A 21,601-nucleotide genomic window follows, 5' to 3' on the forward strand; every position below is an offset into this window, starting at 1 on the left:
GTTAAGCCGCTTGCGCCGCTCCAGAAGATATGGGCTTGAAAGTCGACGTGCGGAAGCTGGACCTTTTCAACCAGATGGCGAAGGAGGGGTCCGGGACAGTCGCGGAGAACCTCGGTCAGTTGACCGGGCTCGACGCGACAGTTCGGACCTCACAGATCAATTTTCTCGACATCGAGGACGTCAAGACACACATCGGCGACGACAAGGGCGTCGGCATCTACGTCGAACTGAACGAACCGCCCTACGGCTACGTCCTGTTCCTGCTCGAACCAGAGGACAGCAAGCAGATGGCCAGCGCGATGATGGGCGGGATGGGCGAACCGAGCGAGGGTGAAGGGTTCTCCGACATGGAACGGTCGGCGATGCAGGAGATCGGTAACATCATGACCTCCGCGTTTATCGACGGGTGGGCCAACGTGCTGGAGACGACCATCGATATGGGGACCCCGAACTTCGTGTTCGGGCCGGCTGACGGTATCATCGACGAGATGGGCGGCTGGCCGGACTCGGATCTGGTGTTCGTCGTCGACTCGCGTATCACCGTCGACGACGGCGACCTCGGGATGACCGTGTACACGTTCCCCGAACTGGAGGATCTCGTCGCGCTTATTCAGGATATCGACCTCGACACCGACGTAGCGGTAGACACCGAAGCCAGCGACATTCTTGACTGACAGCGATACGCTGTCTCTGCTATCTCGTTCTATCGTACGGCCAGCGGTGCTGTAATCGCCGAGAAACCGATCAGAGGCTCGTTATTACCAGCTACTGTCATAGTCTGTTCCAATTAGCTCCTATTATACTTGAAAAAGTATTATATATATTTACCATCAAAAGAAGCGGTATGGGATTGGAAAGAGGGGGCGTGGCAGTTGACAGGCGGTCGCTACTACAGCTTGCCGGTGGGGTCGGTACCGCGGGGCTCGCCGGGCTGGCGGGGTGCCAGGGCGGGAATTCGAGGGCCGAAAACACACCGGAACACCCACCGCTCGGGAACTATCCGGTCGGCGGCGACGCGGTTACGCTCGGCTTCAACGTGCCACAATCCGGGACCTACGCTGCCGAAGGGCGCGACGAACTTCGGGGATATGAGCTCGCCGTCAAACATCTCAACGAGGGCGGTGGCTGGGTCGGCCAGGGCTCCTTTGACGTACTCAGCGGCGACGGCGTACTCGGAAAGACTGTCGAGTACGTCACTGCAGACACGGAGACGAAGCCGGATGTCGCGACGGACAACGCCGAGGAGATGATCAAGCAGGACGACGTCGTCATGTTCTCCGGCGGCTCGTCCAGTTCCGTCGCCATCGCTCAGCAGGAGGTCGCACAGGCCCAGAAGGTCCCGTACATGTGCTGTCTGACCCACTCGAACGATACGACGGGAACGGACTGTGTCCGGTACAGCTTCCGGGAGATGTTCAACGCGTACATGACCGCACAGGCGCTGATTCCGGTGCTCAAAGAACGGTTCGGCCGGGAGGCTCAGTACGTCCAGATCTACGCGGACTACAACTGGGGGCAAACGATGGAATCGTCGATCCGTGACTTCTTCACGTCGAGTGGCTGGGTCGAACTCACGAGCATCCCGACGCGTCTCGGGACGACGGACTACGAGGAGCCACTCAAACAGGCCAGGGACGCCGGTGCGGAGGTCGTCTTCCTCGACCACTACGGACTCGACGCCGCGAACTCACTGACAACGGCGCAGGAAATTCTCCCTGACGAGGTGGGGATTGTGGTGCCGCTGTACAACCGCATCGTGGCACAGAACGCCTCAACGGCGCTCGACGGTGTCGTCGGGACGGTTGCATGGGACACCAGCGCCTCGTCCGACCTCTCGAACGAGTTCAAGAACGCCTTCACCGCCGAGTACGGGAACGCACAGCGGCCCTCCGGCGTAGCCCATCTGGCCTACGCACAGACGCTCCAGTACGCCGCGGCTGTCGAGCGCGCCGGCACGTTCTACCCGCCGGCGGTTATCCGAGCGCTGGAAGACCACGAATACTCGGTTGGGCTGGGCAGCCAGACGATGCGGCGCTGTGACCATCAGGCCCAGCGTGGCGTGCCGGTGGTCGAAGGGCTTCCCGAGTCCGAGCAGTCCCTCGGTCGGTTCTACGACCTGCTCAGTGTCACGAAAGCGGTCGGGTACGACTGTGACGGCGGCCCGGCCGCCGAGTGCGAACTCGGAGACTACGGGGACTAGAGCCGGAGCTCGGCGACAACTATACACCCGAAAAATACAGCAAACAGAGAACCGAGCGGGGACATGGACACGAGCAGTCCCCGTCTGTCAGAGGCAGACGGACACGCCCTGAGAGAGGCGCATCACGTCGCCGCATCCGGCTGTTCGGAGCCGGGGCCGCGTTACTCCAGTAGCTCCGGTGCCGCGTCGTATGCCACCCCCGCAACCGCGGATTCCGACGAGTCATCCCCGCCGTGGCCGGTCTGACGGTCTGTCTCAGCCATGGTCAGTCATCCGCCGAAATCGGCTGGCCCTCGGCGTCGGTCGGGGCTGGGCTGTCGCCGTCGTCGAAGGGATACCACGACTGCTTGCCGTCGGCCAAGCACGGGTCGGTGTACCCCTCGACCTCGTGGGGTTCGGCCAGTTCGACGATGGTCTCGTGGCCGGTGGCATCGACCCACTCCCGGAACGTCTGGCCCTCGGAGCGCAACGCGGCGTAGGCCTCGACGATATTGGCGATCATGCCCGGTACCTCGTCGGCGGGGACGCGCTGGCGGACCCACTCGATGAACGTCGGCTCCTCGCCGATGCCGCCGCCGACGCCCACGTCGACGGCTTCGACCATCTGGCCGTCCTTCCGGGCGCGCATCCCCTGCAAGCCGATGTCGGCCGTCATCGCCTGCCCGCAGTCGGCCGTACAGCCCGAGAAATGCATCTTGATGCGGTCCACGTCGTCGGGCACGTCAACGTTGTCTCCGAGCCAGCGGAGCAGGCGGGCCATGCGCGCTTTCGTCTCCGTGAGTGCCAGCGAGCAGAACTCCGTCCCCGTACAGGCCATCGCGCCCTGGACGAACGGGTTCGGCTCGGGTGAGTGCTTCTCCAGCAGCGGCTCGTTGAGCAGGTTCGAGAGGTTCCCGTCCGGTACGTCCATGATGATCGGGTTCTGCCGGCGGGTCAGTCGCACCTCGCCGGAGCCGTAGGCGTCAGCGAGGTCCGCGAGTTCGATGGCGTCCTCGGCGGCGATGCGGCCGACCGGCACTGAAAGCCCGACGTAGTTCTTGTCGTCTTTCTGGTCGTACACGCCGACGTGGTCGTGGGCGCCGTGTTCGGCCGACTTGCCAGCGTTGTACGTGTACGCCCCGCGGAAGTCGGTGCCGGCGGTTTCGAGTTCGAAGTCCAGCCGTCCGTCGAGTTCCTCCCGGATAGCGTCGGTGCCGTGTTCGTCGACGAAAAAGCGCGCGCGGTTCTTCGAGCGGTTCTGGCGGTTGCCTTCCTCGTGGTAGTACTCGACGAACGCCCGGACCGTCTCGACGGCGTGTTCGGGCCGAATGAACAGGTCGAGCGGACGGGCCTCGCGGGGTTCGCGGCCGCCGAGGCCGCCACCGACACGGACGTTGAACCCCTCGACTTCCTCGCCATCAATGATCTTGTGGGCCGGCTCCAGCCCGATGTCGTTGATGCTGTCCTGGGCACACCCCTGCTTGCACCCCGTCACCGAGATGTTGAATTTCCGGGGCATATTGGAGAGGTCGTTGTCGTCGCGGATGGTCTCCTGAATCTCGTCGAGAATCGGGCGGGACGCGACGTACTCCTCGGCCTTGCCGGCGACCGGACAGCCGGAGATGTTCCGCATCGTGTCCCCGCCGGCCGAGCGCGAGGAGACGCCGACGGCTTCGAGTTTCTCCCAGATCTCCGGGATGTCCTCGAGCTTGAGCCAGTGGAGTTGGATGGACTGGCGCGTCGTGAGGTCGATCCAGCCGTTCCCGAACTCGGGGTTCTCGGCCGGTCCCTTCGCGTAGTCGCGAGCGACCTCTGCAATGGCCCGGAGCTGGTCGGGCTCCAAGACGCCGCCGCAGTTGGTCAGCCGCATCATGAAATACGACTCCTGCCCGCCGCGGTGGTGGAACACCCCCCAGAATTTGAACCGCGAGAACCACTTCTCGCGCTCGTCTTCAGGGATGGAATCCCACCCCTTCTCGGCAAACTCCTCTAGTTTCTCCCGTACTTCATCACCATACAGCTCCGCCTTGTACTCCTCTTTCTTATGTGCCATCGTCAGTCATCCTCAGTTCTTAATGGATGTGCTATTTTCTCGCTCATAGTTATCCGAACGTCCGCTAATTCACGTCTGAATACTGATGTTGATTCCTTATAACCCTATTCGTTAAAGAAATAAAGAGGTATATCGCTTTCGACAACAGCTGTCCAGAATTATACCGTCTGAGAGGTGTTTAAGGAGGTAATACAGCAGGGCGGCGAGACGCGAAAATCGCAAGCAGGCGACGTGATACGTCGGCAGACGACAGGGCTGTGACCTAGTTGTGGTGTGGGACCGTGATTCGGCTGCTGGGACGGCGGCTGCGGTTTTGCGGTGTCAGCAGCGCGCACCAGAGCAGCGTTTGTGCGCCCCGAGACATCGGCTGTCGAGGGTCAGTCGAGCGGTTCGACAAGCCGATTCCCACAGGAGTCGTATCACAGCCCCCGATACAGAGTCCGCGTGAGAAACCGACGGTCGTGGCTGCCATCTGACGGCCACGACCGTCCGAAGTTACAGACAGGGGAGTCAGTCGTCGCCGGAGGCGACGGTGGTGCCTTCTTGCGTGCTTCCGACGAAGCCGGCCGTGTTAGCGACTTTCGCGATTTCCGGCTGGAACACCCAGGCGGACAGCAACACAATCGGAATCATGGTAACGGCAGCCACGGAGTACCCGATGTGAAGGTTCGCCAGCCACGGCGCGGAGTAAAACAGCGGGTAGACGATCCCGCCGACAGTGCCGACGCCGCCGACGACGCCCGCGACCGAGCCCGAGTCGTCGGGGAACATCGCAGGTACCTGCGCGAATATTGCGCCTTCGGCCCACGCACAGCCCGTGCCCACCAAGAAGCCGATCACGACGGCGTTCAGTAACACCCCGGAAAGGCCGGCCAGCGTCATGGCGAACATCATCAGCACGATGAAACAGAGCCCGAGGAACGTCCACTGTTCGCGGTACTGGCCCTCGAAAAAGGGCAGGATGTTCTTCTCCTTGCGGGCCAACAGGTCGCTGCCGTAGCCGCCGAACGGCCGGAGCAGTCCCGCGGCAATCGAAAACGTCGCCGCGAAGGTGCTCGCGATGACGAGGTTGTCCTGATTGAACGCCTCGCGGTAGTAGGTGGCGAGCCACCCGTTCATCGACAGTTCCAGGCCAAAGGACATGATGTACGCGGCGGCGAGGACGACAGTGCCGTATCGCGTGGCCGTGTGCAGCCAGCCTTTGAAGTTGGTATCCTCCTTGGTCGCCTGACGTTTCGCCTCGGTCTTCGCGGCCTCGCCGAGCGTGTAGTAGGCGATTGCGAGGAGGATGGAGACGATACCGGTGTAAAAGAACGCGGCTCGCCAGTTAGTCGAGAACAGCGGGCCGCTCCAGTCGGAGCCGAACACGCGGGGGAGAATCAATGCGCCACCGGCGGCACCGGCGTTCCCGACGCCGGCGTAGATGCCCTCCGCGAGGCCGAGGTTCTCTTCCTCGAACCACTCGGCGACGTGCTGGATGCCGATGACGAACGTGATGCCGGCCGTCGCCACGATGAGGCGCAACACGAAGAACACGGAGTAGTCCTGTGCGAAAGCACTCCCGATCGAGAACACGCCGACGTACGCCAGCACGATGGCGAAGATGGCCGGCGCACCGAATTTATCGGAGAGCCAGCCGGTGAGCATCCGTCCGAACGGGGCCATCCAGATAGCCGAACTCGCCAGAATTCCGATCTCTGCAGTCGTGAGCCCGAACTCCTCGGCCATCGGACCGGTAAACGGCGCAAAGGAGAACCAGATGAGAAACGAGAAATTGAACCCGATAGTCGCCAGCAGCAGCGTCCGGTACTTCGTCATCTTGATCAGTCCCATGCCGACACCTCGGTTACGGACTGACCATCATCCACAATTATTAACGAGTCTTTGTCCACCAATCCGATTTTATTTTGGATGTGTGACCACATCAGTACGTGAAGTCCGAAAGTCCCACCATTTAATAACAGTAACCCTTTACAGAACGGCTATTCCAGTCTGCTTGAGTGGATAGACCGCAAATATATCATCGGATATCCCCTGTTTAAGGACATTGAACGCCCAGCGGATCAGGGAATAACTGGACATATTTGGAGTGATTCGAGCGAGTTCCGAGAGCTGTGTGTTGGTCGCCCGTCAGGGCTGCGCCCGACAGACGCTCAGTCGGCCGTGGCCGGCGGTAGTTCGGCCTCTGGGGCGACGAGGCGAGCAGCACACTGCTTGAAGTTCGGCTCGTCGGACTGGGGGTCCCGATCCGAAAGCGTCAGCCGGTTCGTCGCCGGATGGTGAATCGGGAGCCACACCATCCCGCGGGGGACGCCCTCATCGCGGTCGATGTCGACCGTCGCGGAGCCGCGGCGCGTTTCGACGGTCAGCGTCCCGTCGGAGAGTTGTTCGCTGTGTTCCGCGACCGTTTCGGGGTGGGTTCGGGCCACCAGCGGCCCAGCCTCGCCCCCACGGGACCGGACGCCGGTGTTGTACCCGTCGGCCTCGCGGGCGGTCGTCAGGGTCAGCGGGTAGTCGTCGTCAGTCGGCTCTGGGAGCGACCCCTGACGGCCGGTCGAGAACTGCGCGCGGCCGGAGGTGGTCGGGAACGACCACGACTCGTCGTCGTAGTAGCGGTAGCCACCGGCGCTTTCCTCGTCGGGCGAGGGCCACCGGACAGCGTGAACCTCGTCCAGTCGCTCGTAGGTGATGCCTGAGCAGTCGGCGACCGTCCCCTCGGTGAGCGCGGTGAACTCGTCGAACACGGCCGACGGGTCTGGCGATGTGCTCCCGAACAGCCCGGGGAACAGCCGTGAGCTGATGGTGGCGATGATGTCCAGATCCGGCCTGACGCCGCTTGGTACGTCGGTCGCCGACCGGACCCGGGAGATGGTCCGCTCCATGTTCGTCGTCGTCCCGTCGCTTTCGCCCCACGTCGCGGCGGGCAGAATCACGTCGGCAATCTCGGTCGTTTCGGTGTGGAAGGCGTCCTGCACGACGACGAAGGCGTCTTCCAGTGTCTCGCGGACGCTCTCGGCCTCGGGCATGCCGGCGACGGGATTGGTGGCGACAGCCCAGACAGCTTCGGGTTCGCCTTCGAGCATCCCGACCGGACCGGGACCGGTGTCGTCGGGGAGGCGGTCCACCGGCACATCCCAGTGGTCGGCGACGGTACGACGGTGGTCCGGGTCCTCGAAAGCCCGCTGGCCGGGCCAGGAGCCCTTCGAGGAGCAGATACGGGTCCCCATGGAGTTGGCCTGGCCGGTCAGCGAGAACGGGCCGCCGCCGGGCCGGAGGTTCCCTGTCGCCAGCGTCAGGTCGATGAGCGCCCGGGCGGTCTCGGTCCCCTGGACGTGCTGATTGATGCCCATGCCCCAGTAGACGAGCGCCCGCTGGTCCATCGCGTCTGCAAGCAGGTCCACGTCGGCCATCTCGACGCCGGCCTCGTCGGCGGCGTCGGCAGCGTCGGGCAGGGTCGCGAGCAAATCCTCGAACCCGTCGGTCGCTTCGTCGACGAACTCGCGATCGACACGCCCTGTTTCAACGATTCGGGCGAGGACAGCCCGAGCCAGCGCGAGATCCTTGCCCGGGGCAGGCGCGACGTGGTGGTCGGAGTTCTCCGCCGTCTCGGAGCGGACGGGGTCGACGACGATGATTTCGACGCCGTCCTCGTCAGCGGACTGCTGAATCCAGCGGAACATGACAGGATGGGCGACTGCCGGGTTCGCCCCCCAGACGACGTGACGGTCGGCATCGCTGATGTCGGCGTACGTACACGGCGGCGCGTCGCTGCCGAAGGCCTGGTAGTAGGCGGTGACGGCGCTGGCCATGCACAGCGTCGTGTTGGCGTCGTAGTTCGTCGTGCCGAAGCCACCGCGGGCGACCTTCCCCAGCGCGTAGGCGGCCTCGTTTGTCTGCTGGCCGCTGCCCAGCACGGCGACGGAGTCGGGGTCCTGCTGGTGGGCGGCCTGAAGGCCCTCAACGGCGCGGGCCAGCGCCACGTCCCACTGGGTCTGGCGGAGTTCGCCGCCGCTTCGGACCATCGGCCGGGTGAGCCACTCCCCGTCGGGGGCCTTGCTCTCCCGGAGGCCACGCGCACAGGCGAGTCCCTGGCTGACCGGGTGGGCGGCGTCTCCGCGGACGGCGTCGATGCCGTACCCCTCGTCAGCGCCCTGATGCATATGCCCACAGCCCACCGCACACCGCATACATGTCGTCGGCACCCAGTCGCTCACAGCCCCTCACGCGCCGTTCCGACGCCCGTCTGTCCACTGTGATATGATATTTCAGTACGTTCGGATAGCATTCTCGTACTTACGTAGATGAACACACACTGTATAACAGTGACTCTTTACGAAATACTTATTTCAACGGTAAGTCCGTGACGTACGTCCACCAAGTCGATTGCACCGCCAGGTAACAACAGTTTCTTTCTGGCAGCGGTCAAACGGCAGCGTATGAACCACGAGCAGTCACGAGCGCTGTACGACCGCGCCCTGTCGGTGCTGTCGGGCGGCGTCAACTCCTCCGTGCGAGCGACGCGGCCCTATCCGTTCTTCGTCGACAAGGGGGACGGCGGGCACGTCATCGACGCCGACGGGAACCGATACATCGACTTCGTCATGGGCTATGGTCCGCTGCTGCTGGGCCACAGTCTGCCCGAACAGGTCCAGTCGGCCATCCAGCAACACGCCGCCGAGGGGCCGATGTACGGCGCACCCACTGAAGTCGAGGTCGAACTGGCCGAGTTCGTCACCCGGCACGTCCCCAGCGTCGAGATGCTCCGGTTTGTCAACAGCGGGACCGAGGCAACGGTCTCGGCGGTCCGACTGGCTCGTGGCTACACGGGACGGGACAAGATCGTCGTGATGCAGAGCGGCTACCACGGCGCACAGGAGTCCACGCTGGTCGAGGGCGAGGGGGACCACACGGCCCCGTCCAGCCCCGGCATCCCCGAAAGCTTCGCTGAACACACGCTGACTGTCCCGTTCAACGACGAAGAAGCCGCCCACGAAGTGTTCGAGGAACACGGCGACGATATCGCGGCCGTCCTCACCGAACCCATCCTCGGGAACTACGGCATCGTCCACCCGGTCGAAGGCTACCACGACACACTCCGGGAACTCTGTGACGACCACGGCTCCCTGCTGATCTTCGACGAGGTCATCACCGGCTTCCGAATCGGCGGTCTGCAGTGTGCGCAGGGCGCGTTCGACATCGACCCCGACATCACCACCTTCGGGAAGATCGTCGGCGGCGGCTTCCCGGTCGGGGCCATCGGCGGCAAAAGCGAGATTATCGAGCAGTTTACACCCGCCGGCGACGTGTTCCAGTCCGGGACGTTCTCGGGCCACCCCGTGACGATGGCGGCCGGCCTGGAGACGCTACGGTATGCAGCTGAACACGACGTATACGACCATGTCAACGACCTCGGCGAGCGTCTCCGAGCGGGCCTGCAGGACATCCTCGAAGATCAGGCTCCCGAATACACCGTCGTCGGTCGCGACTCGATGTTCAAGGTCATCTTCACCCGCGACGGCCCTGATTCCTTCGACGGCCACTGCGAGGCTGGCTGCCAGCAACAGGAGTCCTGTCCGCGGTTCGACTACTGTCCGAAGACCGGCCACGACGTGACACAGGCCGAAACCGAGCGGTGGGAGCGGCTGTTCTGGCCCGCGATGAAAGACCAGGGCGTGTTCCTCACGGCGAACCAGTTCGAGTCACAGTTCATCTGTGATGCCCACACAGGTGAGGACATAGAGAATGCGCTCGAAGCATACAAAGAGGCGATATGAGGTGAGCGACGACGACATCGCACTGTCCGAGAAGCGGATGTACGGGGCGAAACGACCGGAGACCCACGCGTACGTCGCGTCAGGACTGGGCGTCACCCGCGTCGAGACAGCCGGTGGCCAGATCGGCCGGTTCAGCCTGAGCGAGCGGTGCAACGCCCGTGACGTGGCCGGCGCGAGCGGCGAAGTCGCGGTCGCCACCGACGAGGACGTACTCGTGTTGACCGACGACGGTTTCGTCCCGACCGGGTTCGGGCCGGCCACCGCGGTCGGCTACGACGGCGACGGACTGCTCGCAGCCGGCGACGGCCACGTCGCTCGGTACGACGGTGAGTGGCGGGATATCGGCGCGGTCGCAGACGTCCGTGCCATCGACGGCGACCGCCTCGCTGCGGCCGAGGGCGTGTACGCCCTCCCGTCACTCGACCGACTCGGCCTCGTGGACGTGGCCGACGTGGCGGGCGACTACGCCGCAACCGAGAGCGGGCTGTACCACTACGAAGGCGAGAGCGGCGAGTGGACCGAGGTCCGGTCGGGCCACCATCTGGCGGTTGCAAGCGACGGCGAACGCGTCCACGCTGCCGCGGCGGACGGCTTGTACGAACTGGCAAAGGGTGCGTGGGAGCCCTGTTCGTTGCCGGCCACCGAACGCGTCGTCGACGTGACGTACGGCGACGACACTTACGCCATCACCGAGAACGGGACCTTCCTCGTCGCGACCGCCGCCGAGGCGACCGCCGACGGACAGGGCGGCTGGCGACAGCGCTCGCTGGGCGTCCCCGACGTCGTCGGTGTCGCCGTGGCCTGATATGGCTTCACAGTAGACCCCCTACGTTGACCGGTGATCATGCTTTCTTACTGCGGTACATGCTGTTCGTTGGTTTCTTTCAAAATAATTCCATACCCTCGGAGCGCCCCGGACTCATCAAAACTCGCAGAGAGCGTCATGTCTGCCCAGCAGTGGGTGCCGTTCTGTCGGATCTGTAGTCCGTCGTGGGAGGCAGACCCCGAGGTTTTCGCTGTATCGAGGAGTTGCTCTGTGAGGTCATTCGCCGAGTCTGACCCCTCGAAGAGCGTCGAAACATGCGCTCCAAGGATTTCTTCCACATCGTACCCCGTAAACCGTCGAGCACCGTCGTTCCAGCGCGTAATGTAGCCTTCGTGGTCAAGGGTGAAGAAGGCGCGGTCGGTCATAGCGTCGGTGAGAACGTCGAACTGAGTGCTCTCTTCCATCAACTGTGTCCGCTCCGGTGTGATATCCCGTGCTGTACACACGATTACCCCGTCGGCGGCGTGAGCCAGACGATGCTTCGTGATAAGTCTGTCTCCGTCCTTCATTAGCCGAACCGTCTCACCCGACCAGTGTTCGTTCTTCTTGACCGCTGGGATAATGTCATTTTCCAGCCGGTCCGCTTCGTTGTCGTGGTACAGGACGTTCCAGTGATCGCCTGTCAGCTCCTCCTGCTCGTATCCAAATAAATCCGCGAAGGCAGGGTTCACGTACGAAAACGTCCCGTCCGGGTCAATGAGGCTAATGCCTTCGCTGGCGGTCTTCATCGCCCTGTAGCTGCGGTCGATGGTGCGGACGGCACGGTACCGTTCGATCAGATTCGTGATTCGATTTGCCAAAATAGCGTACTGGTCAGTTCCGTTCTCCTTCTGGATGTACTCCGTCACGCCAGCGGTAATGGCTTCGCTCGCGATCTCTTCGCTCCCTTTGCCGGTAAAAAGGATGAACGGCAGGTCGGGGAACTCTTCGCGAACCGTCGCAAGAAGTTCTAACCCGTCCATTGTGGGCATCTCATAATCCGAAACAATACAGTCGATGTCCTCCCGTTGAAGCGTCTTGAGCGCATCGGCTCCACTTGTCGCCGTCAGAACTTCGAGCCGGTCGTCCTCTTTTTCGAGGAACTCGGCGGTTAAATCCGCAAAATCAGGCTCGTCATCGACATGCAATATTATCATTATCGTGTAGGATTACTATGCCGAGCAATTTGAACTGAGAGGGGATAAATATATTAGGTAACGTTAAATTCAGTGATAAAAATATATTGAATAGTCATAATTTACGCAAAGAATGCAAGAGATCTACTTACCAGTGACAATACGGTAGCAAAACACTCCAGCCGAGTGTACGCATCACCCACGATGTCGGGGAATCGAAAAGAGGTTTAGCCCGGACAGCCACCCACCGCACATGATTATCCCCGGGGCGGACACGCAGGCGTTCGCGGTGACCCTCGCCGAGGCGACCGGCGAGCGGCTGGGACGGGTCGAGTACGAACGGTTCCCCGACGGTGAACACGTCGTCCGGGTCCCCGACGCGGTCGCCGGCGAGCGGGCGATCGTCGTCGCGTCGACCGTCGACAGCGACGCGCACCTCCAGTTGCTCCAGTTGCAGGACGCGGCCCGCGAAAGCGGTGCGAGCGAAGTCGTCACCGTCATCCCGTACATGGGTTACGCCCGCCAGGACGAGGCGTTCAAGCCCGGCGAACCGGTGTCCTCGCGGGCGATGGCCCGCGCCATCTCGACGGGAACCGACCGGGTGCTGACCGTGAATCCCCACGAGCCGGCCGTCTGCGACTTCTTCGAGGTGCCAGCTACCAACGTCGACGCCGCGAGGGTCCTCGCAGACCCGCTGCCGGACACGCTCGACGACCCGCTCTTTCTCTCGCCCGACGAAGGCGCAATCAACCTCGCTGAGACGGTCCGGGACGCATACGGCGAGGGCGAGACGGACTTCTTCGAGAAGGACCGGGACTATGACACCGGCGACATCGAGATCAGCCCCAGCGACGCGCCGGTCAAGGGCCGGGACGTGGTGCTTGTCGACGACATCATCGCCACCGGATCGACGATGAGCGAGTCCGTCGGCGTCCTCGACGACCGCGACGCCCAGCGTGTATTCGTCAGTTGCGTCCACCCGATGCTCGCCAGCAACGCCCTGACGAAACTGAACAGCGCCGGCGTCGAGGCCGTCTACGGGACGGACACGCTCGAACGCGCGGTCAGCGAGGTCAGCGCCGCGCCCGTTGTCGCGGCGAACCTGTAATCGTTGGAGCGCTGCGCTGTTTGTACGACTGGCAGCCAGCGGACAACTGACATGGTGGCTCAAATCTCGAGAGAAGAAATGTCAGCCGCGGGTACATACCAGTGCCAATTCTAATAATGCGTCACAAGGTTGATTCCCAGCCGAGCGTGGTACACCAATATGGCTCCGGAGAATGGACCGCAGTACAGCGTTGAGGAGGAGTGGGACCAGCTCTATATCGACGGTGGCTGGTGTGAATCTGATTCGGGCGACAGTCTCACTGTTGAGAATCCGTCGACAAGAGAGATAGTTTCACAGGTCCCCCGTGGGAACGAGGCAGATGTCAACGCGGCGTATAACGCCGCCGAACACGCCCAGAACACATGGGCACAGACGCCGCCCGCACAGCACGAAAAGCTGACACAGAACCTGCTACAGGCGATCGAACAGCACCGCGAATAGATTGTCGCGCTCCTTGCAGCCGAAGCCGGGCAGGTACCGGCGGTAGGCCACACGTCTGTGGACCTGACGACGGACCAGGTCGCCGAAGCCGCCACCGTACCTCGACGGATGAAAGGCGAACACGCCGTGTCGAACATTCCCGGCAAAGAGCACATCATCGAGCGTGAGCCACAGGGCGTGGTGACCGTAATCTCACCATGGAACTTCCCACTGAATCTCTCTGTCCGGGCACTGGCGCCGGCTATTGCCGCCGGGAACACGGTTGTGCTGAAACCCGCGACAAATACACCCATCACTGGTGGACTCCTGTTTGCTCGGCTGTTCGAGGAAATCGGGTTCCCAGATGGTGTACTGAATATTGTGACTGGGCGAGGCTCCGAAATCGGTGACGCTGTCGCGGGTCACGAACATAGCGATGTCGTGGCGTTCACCGGGTCGAGCGAGGTTGGCCGCCGGGTTGCCGCCACAGCCGGGGAAAACCTCTCCGAGGCTGCAATGGAACTGGGCGGCAACAACGCACATATTGTGACAGCCGATGCGGACGTCGATGCAGCGGTCGATGCCGGGTTGTTCGGGTCCTTTACCCACCAGGGTCAGGTCTGTATCTCGATCAATCGCCATATCGTGGAAGCGGGTGTCTACGACGAGTACGTCAAGAAGCTGACTGCCCGCGTTGAGAACCTGCCTGCTGGGAGTGCGCACGACGATGTCGTTATTGGGCCAATTATCGACGAGTCACAGCGTGATGAGATACTGACGTACATACAGCAGACTATCGAAGCCGGCGCTACGCTCGAAACAGGTGGCGATATTGTCGAACTCGACGGCGTCGGTGACTCACTAGTGGTAGCGCCGACGGTGCTTTCAGACGTGACAAACGAGATGGCCGCCGCTTGCAACGAACACTTCGGCCCGGTTGTTCCGATTATTCCCGCCGCAGATGTCGACGAGGCTGTTGCGCTTGCGAACGATACGCCACTTGGGCTGTCCGGCTCAGTGCATGCTGGCGACGTCGGCGCTGGTAAGCGCATCGCACAGCGGATGGAGACCGGGATGGTCCATGTTAACGACCAGCCGATTAACGACGAGGCACACGTCCCGTTCAGCGGCACTGGCGCGTCGGGCGTCGGCGGGTACAACAGTGATGACTTCCTCGCCGAGGTCACCGAGAAGAAGTGGATATCACTGCAACACGAGAAACGCGAATTCCCCTTCTAACTCCGCGGTAGCGTGGATTGTATGAGAGCCCAGGTTATGTCGGCACTGGTCCGACGTGTCACTGTCCCATACTATTCGACACTGGGCTATCGACAGGCTAAAAGCTGCATACACTTCGGAGATAACTACGTACGATGTCAGGGTTGAACGGGGGCACGTCGCTGTCTTTCAGTGATATTGATGCGTCATGGCTGGCAGTACCAGCAGGATTACTAGCCGCCGGAGCCGTTTTCCAGGTGGCACCAATCTCAACTGGCGCGACCCGGATGTTGGCGATTACGCTGTTCTGTGTCGCGCTATGGGTGGGGTCGCCTGTCAAGCCGTGGTTTACTGCATTGCTATGCGTCGGACTCATCGGTGTTAGCTTTTCTACGGAGTTAGCGCTAACTGGGTTTCAGTCGCCGGCGACGTGGTTGGTCGTCGCTGGAATCCTAATCGGAGAGGCCGCACGAAAGAGCGGCCTCGCCGACCTCGTTGAGCGCACAGCGCTGTATCTGCTCCCGGCAGAGACCGCCGGGGATGCTGTAGCGGTGTATCGATACCTGCTTGTTACGCTTTCGCTCGGGAGCTTGCTGCTTGCAGTGCTCATTCCGTCGTCGCTGGTCCGCGTGCTCATTCTCGCACCGATCCTCACGTCACTCGGCGACCTCTTCAGCGAGCGACGGGTGAAAGTCGGCATCTTCCTCGGGCCGCTGTTTGTCACCTTCTACGGGGCGTCAGGGATACTTACCGGGTCGCTGGCGAATATTATCATTACAGGGTTAGTGGAGTCGGGTGGTGGCCTCGCTATCGCATGGGGCGAGTGGGCACGGTGGCTCGGGCCGGTAATGAGCCTCGGGCGAACGGTCCTCGTTGTCGGCATTGCGTACGTTCTGTATCGGCCAACAAGCCGTCACAGCGTCGAAACGCCCGAGGTAGCAGAAGAGCTATCGGTCAGTTCGCGCGAGTGGCGCATGCTCCTCTTTCTGGTGGTCGGAACCGTGATATGGGCAACGGACTTCGTCCACGGCTTGCACCCGCTGTTCGGTGCGGTTGCTGTCGTGCTGTTGGCGTTTATGCCACGGGTCGGTGTTGCCGCGCCAGAGAGCGTTGGCGATGCGGATTTCTCTATCATATTTTTCCTTGGAGCGATCTTTGCTATCGCCGAAGGGCTTCGACAGACCGGTTTCACGGACGCTGCAGCCACCACATTGCTATCCGTGCTCCCGTCTGACCCGTCGCTGCCACTGGTACTCGTCGCAGTTGTTGTGTCTGCGCTCGTACTCACGCTACTCATGGAAGGGCTTGCGGTCGCCAGCGTCTTGACACCGGTACTGGTTACCTTTGCCGGAAACGCCGGCCTTCCGCTTGTTCCCATAGCGATGATGGAAGCCGTTGCACTCAACACCTATTTCTTTCCGTACCAGTCAGCGGTCCTTGTCGCCGTCCTCGGGAGTGGGATGGTCGATTCAGTGGAGCTCACACGGATGGCAAGTATCTGCTCGCTCGCAACGCTTGGGGTACTCGTTCCGATACAGGTGGCGGTCTTCACACTCCTGTTTTGAGCGGTACAAGAGATGGGGACACTACGATAGTAGCCGAGAGACTCCTCCGACTGTTGCCTCCAATTGAGAGAAAATATTCGTTATCCAGTGGTGGCGGGATTCTCGAAAGCCGTCCGGCAGTATCAGCGGTCGTTAATAACGTCAGTGAGGTTCTCTTCTAGCGACGCAACGCTCTCTCGGATCTGTGTAACCTGTGCAGTCTGTCGCTTGTTTGCTGTCGCGAGCTCTGCGACCTCAGTCGCCACTTGCTGGACGCCGTCGACAGTCGTGTCCAGTAACGCAGCGATTTCCTCGGCGCTGTCCGCCTGGTCATCCGTCGCATCGGCGATCTGGTTCAACTGGCTAGCGACATCGGAGATTGCCGACTGTATGCGTTGTTGATTCCGAGAGACGTCTCGGGCCTGCTGTTCTATGTCGTCGATGTGTCCGGTCGTTCGCTGGACACTATTGGCGGTTTTCGACGCAATCTCCGCGACATCCGCAATTAACTCATCGACGCGTTCTGCTTCGGCCTGTGCTTCCGTGGCAAGGGCCTTTACCTCATCTGCGACGACTGCAAAGCCGTCACCCTCCTTCCCGACTCTAGCGGCCTCTATTGACGCATTTAGCGCCAGCATGTTCGTCTGCTCAGCCAAGTCGTTGATGCTCGCGACCACTGAGTCGATTTCGTCAACATGGGATTCGAGGCTGTTCGCGTCCACTGCCATCTGTTCGCCAGCCGTGGTAACCGTACTGAGTGTCTCCAGAAGCTCGTCGGTTGCAGCCTCCGAGGCCTCGGCAAGCGTTTCTGTTTCTTTGCCTTGCGTACTGATGGTTTCGACACTGGATGCTACCTCTTCAATTGTCGCACTGAGAGTCTGTACCTCCTCGTCGACCTCATCTATGTGTTCAGCCTCTTCGTCGGCAATATCTGCGATCTCTTCTGCGTTCGTTGTGACCTGTTCAGCCGCCGACTCCAGATCCGAGACTGTCGTTTCGAGTTCGCCCTGCACCCGTTCCTGTACCGCACGCATCGATTTCCGCTGCTCAACGAGGTCCGTCACACGGCTAACGTACTCAAACGAACCGACGACATCGCCGGAGTGTGAAACGAGCGGCACAGCGGTCGCTCGAACATGCCAATCGGTTCCGTCGTTATGGGTTCCGGATCGGATATCGGTCTCTCGTATCGACTCACCAGTCCGTGTGACTTCCTCGGCAAGTGTCTCAGTCACGTCTTCGGTTCCGATAATCTCGTGTGCGACTGTTCCTTTCGCCGTCTCAGAGTCAACACCGTGAAATTCCGCCTGCACGTCGTTCCAGTGCGTCAATACTCCATCATTATCCACAGCCAGAGCGGGTTCCGGAAACTGTTCAACAAGCTGGTCGAACAGGTGCTTCCAGTGGTCACGTTCCGCGCGCAACCGCTCTTTTTCGGTTGCGCCTTCAGAGAGAGACGGCTCGAGCCTGTAATCGTCAGAGTGAGACGTACTACGCTGCACTGTCAGGGCGTATTGTACGCTGTGATATAAATCACAGCGTATCATTTCAATATACGATATTCTGAGACCACTCTGGTAACGTTTTTCGCTGTTTCACACGAATTTTTTTGGAATGTACGCACCGTCACGGCGAGCGCTTACACTATCATTAATCGATAGCGGCCAGTACGAGCAAAAGTAGGCACAGGTCTGACCCGATCTGGTTTTGAGATAGGTCTTGAGTATGACAGCAGAGACGACATTACAAATCGTGAAAATGCCATTCAATGACGGGGCTAGTCCACCACCTCAGCAGCCGCCACGGGCGCAATTGCGATTTCCATCTCTACACCTTCGACGTCCCACGTTTTGCGGTGGCCGCCCTCGACGCCGGCGAGTTCATCAGCCCGGACCTCCTCCTTGATCAGGGCCTCGTGCTCGCGGACCAGCGAATCGACGCGCTCGTCGTCGATAGCCAGATCCACGACAATCCGCTCCTCGATGTCCAGTTCGAGGTCCTTGCGCATCTCGGCTGCCACCTTTTTCATCGTCGGGTCCGCTCGCGATACTCGCGAACCACTCCTCGAAAAACGTGGGCGAAAAAGCAGCACGCTCCCGTTGGTCGCGTGCTGTCCTAATCAGACGCTTCGGCAGCAGCCACCGGTGCAATCGCAATATCCATCTTTACACCCTCAACCTCCCAGGTTTTGCGATGGCCATCTTCGACGCCATCTAACTCGTCAGCACGCACCTCCTCTTTGATGAGGTCTTCATGTCGCCGCACTAGTTCGGAGACCCCCTCATCATCTATGTCGAGGTCTACGACAATGCGGGCCTCGATGTCTAGTTCGAGGTCCTTGCGCATCTCCTGAACCCGGCGGATGACCTCGCGGGCGTACCCCTCACTCTCGATGTCCTCGGTGAGCGCCGTGTCGACGTAGACGACGCCGCCGCCGTCGAGCGCGGCGAACTCCGTTCCGGTGACGCCCTCGGGCGTCTCGCGGCGGAACTCGACCATCTCCTCGGTGAGGTTGATCTCCTCACCGAGTGCGTCACTCACTGTGCCTTCGAGGGTATCGAGTGACTGCTCGGCGACGCGGGCGTCGTTGAGTGCGTTCATCACGCGGCCGGCGTCGTCGCCGAAGGCCGGACCGAGTTCGCTCATGTCGGCCTCGGCGGAGTACTGGAGTTCGCCCCACTCGTTGTCAGCGCCGACAACCTCGACGGCGCGGGCGTTGAGTCGGTCGGCGATAATTGCTTCCTGAGCGCGAACGGCGTCGGCCACGTCGTCGCTGTCCACGTCGACGACGACGCGGGTGACGGGCCAGCGGAGCTTGCGTTCGGCCTGCTGGCGGGCGTTCGAACCCGCTTCCTCGACCTCACGGACGACTTCGATCTCGCGTTCGAGCGCCGGGTCGTGCAGGTCAGCGTCGACCTCGGGCCAGTCGCACATGTGGACCGTCGGGTGGCCGGCGTCGCCGGTGAGCGCGCTGTAGACCTGCTCTGCGACGAACGGCGTGAACGGGGCAAACAGCGCGGCCACGGATTCAAGCACGCGGTAGAGCGTGGCGTAGGCGGCCTGCTTCGAGGCGCTGTCTTCCTCCTCCCACATCCGCTCGCGGACGACCTGAATGTAGAAGCGGGAGACGTCCTCGACGACGAACTCAAGCAGTTCGTCGACCGCTTTGTCGTTCTCGAAGTCGTCCATCGAGTCGGTCATCGCCTCGGTCACGCTCTGGAGTCTGGAAAGCACCCACTCGTCGACGAGTTCGAGATCGTCGCGGACGTCCTCGACCGTCGTTTCCTCGGGGTCGAAGTCGTCGGCCCGCATATACGGCAGCGGGAACCGGGCGACATTCCAGAGGATGTTCAGTCGGCGCTGCATCTCGGCGGTCTCCTCCCACGAGAAGTTCATGTCCTCGCCCTGGGCGGTCACCGACAGCAGGAACAGCCGCATCGGGTCGCGGCCGTGTTTCTCGATGACCTCGTGAGGGTCGATGAGGACGCCCTTGGACTTGGACATCCCGCGGCCGTCGGGCATGTTGGCGTAGCCGTGCATCAGTACCTGCTTGTACGGGATTTCGCCGGTCGCGGCGGTGCTCATACCCAGCTGGGACCAGAACCACCCGCGAGTCTGGTCGTGGGCTTCCATGATGAGATCGGCAGGCCACAGCTCCTCGAAGTCCTCGGTCTGCTCGGGGTAGTTGACGGTCCCCCACGTCGCAACGGAGGAGTCAAGCCACACGTCGAACACGTCGCCGACGCGGGTGTAGGTCGTGCCGTCCTCGGTGATAGTGAGGTCGTCGACCGTGCCCTTGTGGAGATCCACGCTCTCGGGGTCGATGTCCTGATCGACCCGCTCGGCGAGCTCCTCGCGGTCGCCGACGACGATGGCGTCGTCCATATTGCCGGACCAGTCCTCGGGGAGCCAAATCGGGATCGGAATGCCCCAGTAGCGCTGCCGCGAGACGTTCCAGTCCGGCGCGTCTTCGACGAAGTCACGGAAGCGGTTGTCGCGGGCCCACTGCGGGTACCACTCGCTGTCCTCGATGTTCGCCAGCAGTTCATCCTTGATGTCGGTCACTGTGATGAACCACTGGTCAGTGACGATGCGAACGATGTCGGTGTCACAGCGCCAGCACTGCCCTTCGCGGACGGTGTGGCCTTCCTCGCTGGACAGCAGGAAGTCCTTGTCGTCGAGGTCGTCGATGACCTCGTCGTTTGCGTCGCGGACGAACGTCCCAGCGTACTTGCCCGCATCGTTGGTATAGACGCCGTCGGACCCGACCGGACAGAAGATTTCGAGATCGAGTTCCTGTCCGCGCTCGAAGTCCTCCTCACCGTGGCCGGGCGCGGAGTGGACGAGACCGGTGCGGTCGGCCTCGACGTAGTCGGCGGTGTACACCTGCCCGGAGCCCTCGCCCTGTGCGTGGTCCGGCACTTCCTCGGCCAGCGGGTGGTCGTACGCCCAGCCGACCATCTCCTCGCCGGACAGTTGCTCGACGACCTCGTAGTCGTCGTACCGGCCGGCCTTCAGCACGTCCTCGACGCAGGCCTCGGCGAGATAGAGCCGTTCGGTGTCGCCGTCTTTCTCGGCGTCGACGCCCACGTATTCGAGGTCGCCGTCAGCAGCGACGAAGGTGTTGGCGACGATAGTCCACGGGGTCGTCGTCCAGATAACCAGACTACCCTTTTGCTCCGCCAGAGGGAATTTCACGTAAATCGACGGCTTGCCGACATCGTGGTACTCGACCTCGTTGTTGGCGATGCCGGTCTCACACCGTGGACACTGGTTGATGGAGCGCTGGCCCTGCTCGACGAGGTCGCGCTCGTGAGCCTGCTGGAAGCCCCACCAGGCGGCCTCCATGTACTCGGGATTAACCGTTTTGTACGGGTCGTCCCAGTCCATCCAGACGCCGAAGTCCTGAAAGTCCGACTGGAGACCCTCTAACTGCTCCTCGGCGAAGTCTTTGCACTCCTCGATGAAGTTCTCCTCGCCGAACTGCTCGATGTCTTTCTTGTTCTCGAAGTCCAGACGCTCCTCGACTTTCGTCTCGATGGGAAGGCCGTGCATGTCATAGCCCGGCCGGTCGGTGACGTCGTAGCCCTGCATCCGCAGGTAGCGGATGTAACAGTCCTTCAGGGTCTTGTTCCACGTCGTTCCCATGTGGGCCGCGCCGGAGGTGTAGGGCGGTCCATCGACAAAGAAGTAATCCTCGCCGTCGGCCCGGTGGGCCTTCGTCTGCTCGTAGGCGTCGACATCGTCCCAGTACTCGAAGACGCCCTCCTCGACGGCGTCGGGGTCGTACTGGTCGTCGACAGCGGCGAAACGTTCCATACCGGCACATTCGCCGCCTCCAATAAAGGACAATCGGTTGTATGT

The 21,601-nt window shown here is 61.7% G+C and carries 13 protein-coding genes and 1 pseudogene; 7 read left to right on the forward strand and 7 right to left on the reverse strand.

Features of this window, described 5'->3' with window-relative positions; translation table 11 throughout:
* The first annotated feature begins 29 nt into the window (after positions 1 to 29).
* Together IEY38_RS04350 and IEY38_RS04355 are read left to right on the forward strand one after the other, a co-directional pair.
* Positions 30 to 674: a chemotaxis protein CheC gene (locus IEY38_RS04350; RefSeq protein WP_005536887.1), complete on the forward strand. Its 645-nt coding sequence runs from the start codon at positions 30 to 32 to the stop codon at positions 672 to 674.
* A gap of 170 nt (positions 675 to 844) precedes the next feature.
* The gene (locus IEY38_RS04355; protein WP_188975620.1) at positions 845 to 2,200 is read left to right on the forward strand and encodes a substrate-binding protein; all 1,356 of its coding nucleotides are present in this window, start codon (positions 845 to 847) and stop codon (positions 2,198 to 2,200) included.
* A 265-nt stretch (positions 2,201 to 2,465) separates the two neighbouring features.
* On the opposite strand, the gene IEY38_RS04360 is transcribed toward IEY38_RS04355, so the two are convergent.
* The 3 genes from IEY38_RS04360 to nasA form a co-directional block, all read right to left on the reverse strand.
* Positions 2,466 to 4,232 (reverse strand): nitrite/sulfite reductase, encoded by a 1,767-nt coding sequence (locus IEY38_RS04360; protein WP_188975622.1) that lies wholly within the window; start codon positions 4,230 to 4,232, stop codon positions 2,466 to 2,468.
* Positions 4,233 to 4,742: 510 nt separating this feature from the next.
* The gene (locus tag IEY38_RS04365) at positions 4,743 to 6,065 is read right to left on the reverse strand and encodes an MFS transporter (protein WP_188975624.1); all 1,323 of its coding nucleotides are present in this window, start codon (positions 6,063 to 6,065) and stop codon (positions 4,743 to 4,745) included.
* A gap of 320 nt (positions 6,066 to 6,385) precedes the next feature.
* On the reverse strand, positions 6,386 to 8,392 hold the full coding sequence (gene nasA / locus IEY38_RS04370; protein ID WP_390182259.1) for an assimilatory nitrate reductase NasA: 2,007 nt from the start codon (positions 8,390 to 8,392) through the stop codon (positions 6,386 to 6,388).
* Positions 8,393 to 8,668: 276 nt separating this feature from the next.
* On the opposite strand from nasA, the gene hemL reads away from it, so the two are divergent.
* Both hemL and IEY38_RS04380 read left to right on the forward strand, forming a co-directional pair.
* Complete coding sequence (gene hemL / locus IEY38_RS04375) at positions 8,669 to 10,006, forward strand: glutamate-1-semialdehyde 2,1-aminomutase (RefSeq protein ID WP_188975628.1); 1,338 nt, start codon at positions 8,669 to 8,671, stop codon at positions 10,004 to 10,006.
* Position 10,007: 1 nt separating this feature from the next.
* The gene (locus tag IEY38_RS04380; protein ID WP_188975630.1) at positions 10,008 to 10,811 is read left to right on the forward strand and encodes an HVO_0234 family beta-propeller protein; all 804 of its coding nucleotides are present in this window, start codon (positions 10,008 to 10,010) and stop codon (positions 10,809 to 10,811) included.
* A gap of 47 nt (positions 10,812 to 10,858) precedes the next feature.
* On the opposite strand, the gene IEY38_RS04385 is transcribed toward IEY38_RS04380, so the two are convergent.
* Complete coding sequence (locus IEY38_RS04385; protein WP_188975631.1) at positions 10,859 to 11,968, reverse strand: PAS domain-containing response regulator; 1,110 nt, start codon at positions 11,966 to 11,968, stop codon at positions 10,859 to 10,861.
* 232 nt (positions 11,969 to 12,200) lie between these two features.
* Here IEY38_RS04385 and IEY38_RS04390 point away from each other — a divergent pair, with 232 nt between their 5' ends.
* The 3 genes and pseudogenes from IEY38_RS04390 to IEY38_RS04400 all read left to right on the forward strand — a co-directional run bounded on the left by IEY38_RS04390 (position 12,201) and on the right by IEY38_RS04400 (position 16,258).
* Positions 12,201 to 13,055: a ribose-phosphate diphosphokinase gene (locus IEY38_RS04390; RefSeq protein ID WP_188975633.1), complete on the forward strand. Its 855-nt coding sequence runs from the start codon at positions 12,201 to 12,203 to the stop codon at positions 13,053 to 13,055.
* Between the two features lie 159 nt (positions 13,056 to 13,214).
* A pseudogene (locus IEY38_RS04395) lies at positions 13,215 to 14,714 on the forward strand (aldehyde dehydrogenase family protein).
* A gap of 134 nt (positions 14,715 to 14,848) precedes the next feature.
* On the forward strand, positions 14,849 to 16,258 hold the full coding sequence (locus IEY38_RS04400; protein ID WP_188975635.1) for an SLC13 family permease: 1,410 nt from the start codon (positions 14,849 to 14,851) through the stop codon (positions 16,256 to 16,258).
* 122 nt (positions 16,259 to 16,380) lie between these two features.
* On the opposite strand, the gene IEY38_RS04405 is transcribed toward IEY38_RS04400, so the two are convergent.
* The 3 genes from IEY38_RS04405 to ileS all read right to left on the reverse strand — a co-directional run bounded on the left by IEY38_RS04405 (position 16,381) and on the right by ileS (position 21,556).
* Positions 16,381 to 17,784: a methyl-accepting chemotaxis protein gene (locus IEY38_RS04405; protein WP_268238739.1), complete on the reverse strand. Its 1,404-nt coding sequence runs from the start codon at positions 17,782 to 17,784 to the stop codon at positions 16,381 to 16,383.
* 230 nt (positions 17,785 to 18,014) lie between these two features.
* Positions 18,015 to 18,266 carry a DUF5915 domain-containing protein gene (locus IEY38_RS04410; protein WP_188975639.1) on the reverse strand — a complete coding sequence of 84 codons (252 nt, stop codon included), beginning with the start codon at positions 18,264 to 18,266 and terminating at the stop codon, positions 18,015 to 18,017.
* A gap of 86 nt (positions 18,267 to 18,352) precedes the next feature.
* Positions 18,353 to 21,556 (reverse strand): isoleucine--tRNA ligase, encoded by a 3,204-nt coding sequence (gene ileS / locus IEY38_RS04415; RefSeq protein WP_188975641.1) that lies wholly within the window; start codon positions 21,554 to 21,556, stop codon positions 18,353 to 18,355.
* Positions 21,557 to 21,601 lie beyond the last annotated feature (45 nt).

Source organism: Haloarcula sebkhae, from assembly GCF_014647415.1.
GTDB classification, from domain to species: Archaea; Halobacteriota; Halobacteria; order Halobacteriales; family Haloarculaceae; genus Haloarcula; species Haloarcula sebkhae.